Below are 2,175 nucleotides of genomic sequence, written 5' to 3' on the forward strand. Positions count from 1 at the left end.
CGTCCATACCGCGACGGCTGGCCAGCACCAGACGCCGCACCCCGTGCTCAGCCACCAGATGCCGGGCCACCAAACCACCCAAACCACCGGTACCGCCCGTGACCAGCACCGCCCCACCGGCATCCCACCGCGACACCGCCTCCACCGGCACATCAGCTACCCGCACCAGGCGAGGGACGTGGACGGCGCCGGCGCGTATGGCCATCTGCGGCTCACTGGAGCTGACGGCCGCCGTGAGAGCCACCGACGATTCGAACCGGCCGTCCAGGTCCACGAGCACGAACCGGTCCGGGTTCTCGGCTTGAGCCGAACGCACCAGTCCCCATACCGCAGCCTGCGCCGGGTCGGGCGCGGTCTGCTCCGATCCCACGGCCACGGCGCCACGAGTGACCAAGACCAGCCGAGCCGAAGCCCACCGTTCGTCGGCCAGCCATTCCTGCAGCAGGTCCAGCACCCGATGCGACGTGTGCCTTACCTGACCGGGGACGTCCAAGCCCGGATTCGGAAGACATGACGTCACGACGATGTCGGGGACCTTCTCCGCGAGCGACGCCAAGTCGGTGGACTGCATCTCGAAGCCCAGGTCCAAGTCGTCCGGCCCCAGCAGAGCCCAACCGGCATCGATCGGGTCACAGCCGGGCGCCACCGGCCAGGTCATGCGGAACAGGGACTCCTGCGGGCCGCGCGTCAGCGCGCCGAGTTGCTCACTGGACATCGGCCGCGTGACCAGGGAATCCACGGTGGCCACCGCGGCGCCCGTTGCGTCGGCCAGTGTCAGCCTTTGTCCGTCGAGCGACAGACGCACCCGCAGCACTGATGCACCGGCTGCGTGCAACCGCACTCCGCTCCAGGCGAACGGGACCCGGGGGCCTTCCGGCTCATCGCCCGCCAGTGACCCGACGTGCAGGGCAGCGTCCAGCAACGCCGGATGCAGCAGGTAGGAGTCGGCGTCTTGGGAGAACTCACCCGGCAGGGCCACCTCGGCGAACAGGACGCCGCCGCGCCGCCAGGCCGCCAGGAGGCCTTGGAAAGCCGGTCCGTAGTGCAGTCCATCGTCGGCGAGCCGGTCGTAGCAATCGGCCAACTCGACGCTGGTCGCTCCCTGCGGAGGCCACACCTCCATACCGGTCGGCTCGGCCGGGCCGGCGTCCGGTCCCAGCTCTCCAGTCGCGTGCAGAGTCCACGTAGCGTCCGGGGCGTGCTCTGGGCGGGAGTGGATTTCTATGGTGCGGTGGCCGGTGTCGTGGGGTCCGGTCACGGTGACTTGGATGGCGGTGCCGTGGTCGGGCGACAGGAGTAGGGGGTTGTGCAGGGTGAGTTCGTCCAGGGACGGGCAGTCGACCTGGTCGCCGGCGTGGAGGGCGAGTTCGACGAAGGCGGTGCCGGGCAGCAGGGTGGTGCCGGTGACGGTGTGGTCGGCCAGCCAGGGATGGGTGTCCAGGGACAGGCGCCCGGTCAGGACCGTGCCGTCGCTGCCGGGCAGCGCGACCATGGCCGCCAGCAACGGATGATCGGCGTTCTGCTGCCCGGCCGCTGCGGGGTCGGCCGGGCTGGTGACCGAATCAAGCCAGAACCGCTGGCGTTGGAAGGGGTAGGTGGGCAGGTCGACCCGTTGGGCGCCGGTGAACAGCGCCGCCCAGTCGACCGGAACACCGCGGGTGTGCAGTTCCCCGACCGCCGACAGCAGTTGGCGGGCCTGATCCCGATCACGGCGCTGGACGGCCACGAACTCCGCCTCATCGCCGGGGTCGGCCGTGGCGGTCAGCGCGGCGTCGGGTCCGATTTCCAGGAAGGTGGTCACACCCTGCCCGCGCAGGGTCTGCACACCGTCGTGGAAACGCACGGCCTCGCGGACGTGCCGCACCCAGTAGGCCGGGGTGCACAACTGTTCGGGGTCGGCCACCTCGCCGGTCAGGTTGGACACGATCGGCACCGCAGGCGGCCGGTAGGACACGCTCGCGGCGATGTCCTCGAACTCGGCCAGCATCGGATCCATCAACACCGAATGGAACGCATGCGAGACCGGCAACGGCCGCACCCTGTCGAACTGCGCCGCGACCTGGGCGACCGCGTCTTCGCGGCCGGAGATCACCACACCGTCCGGGCTGTTGACCGCCGCGACCTCCACCCCGTCCACCAGATGGGCCTGAACCTGGGTTTCGGTGGCGCGGATCG

1 protein-coding gene is annotated in these 2,175 nt (G+C 70.3%); it reads right to left on the reverse strand.

Annotated features, from left to right (window positions below; all coding sequences use genetic code 11):
- Positions 1–2,137, reverse strand: a 2,137-nt coding sequence (locus E1285_RS44670) for a polyketide synthase dehydratase domain-containing protein (protein ID WP_347814137.1), incomplete at its 3' end; no start/stop codon positions are given.
- Positions 2,138–2,175: the final 38 nt, after the last annotated feature.

Source organism: Actinomadura sp. 7K507 (genome assembly GCF_004348425.1).
Taxonomy (GTDB): domain Bacteria; phylum Actinomycetota; class Actinomycetes; order Streptosporangiales; family Streptosporangiaceae; genus Spirillospora.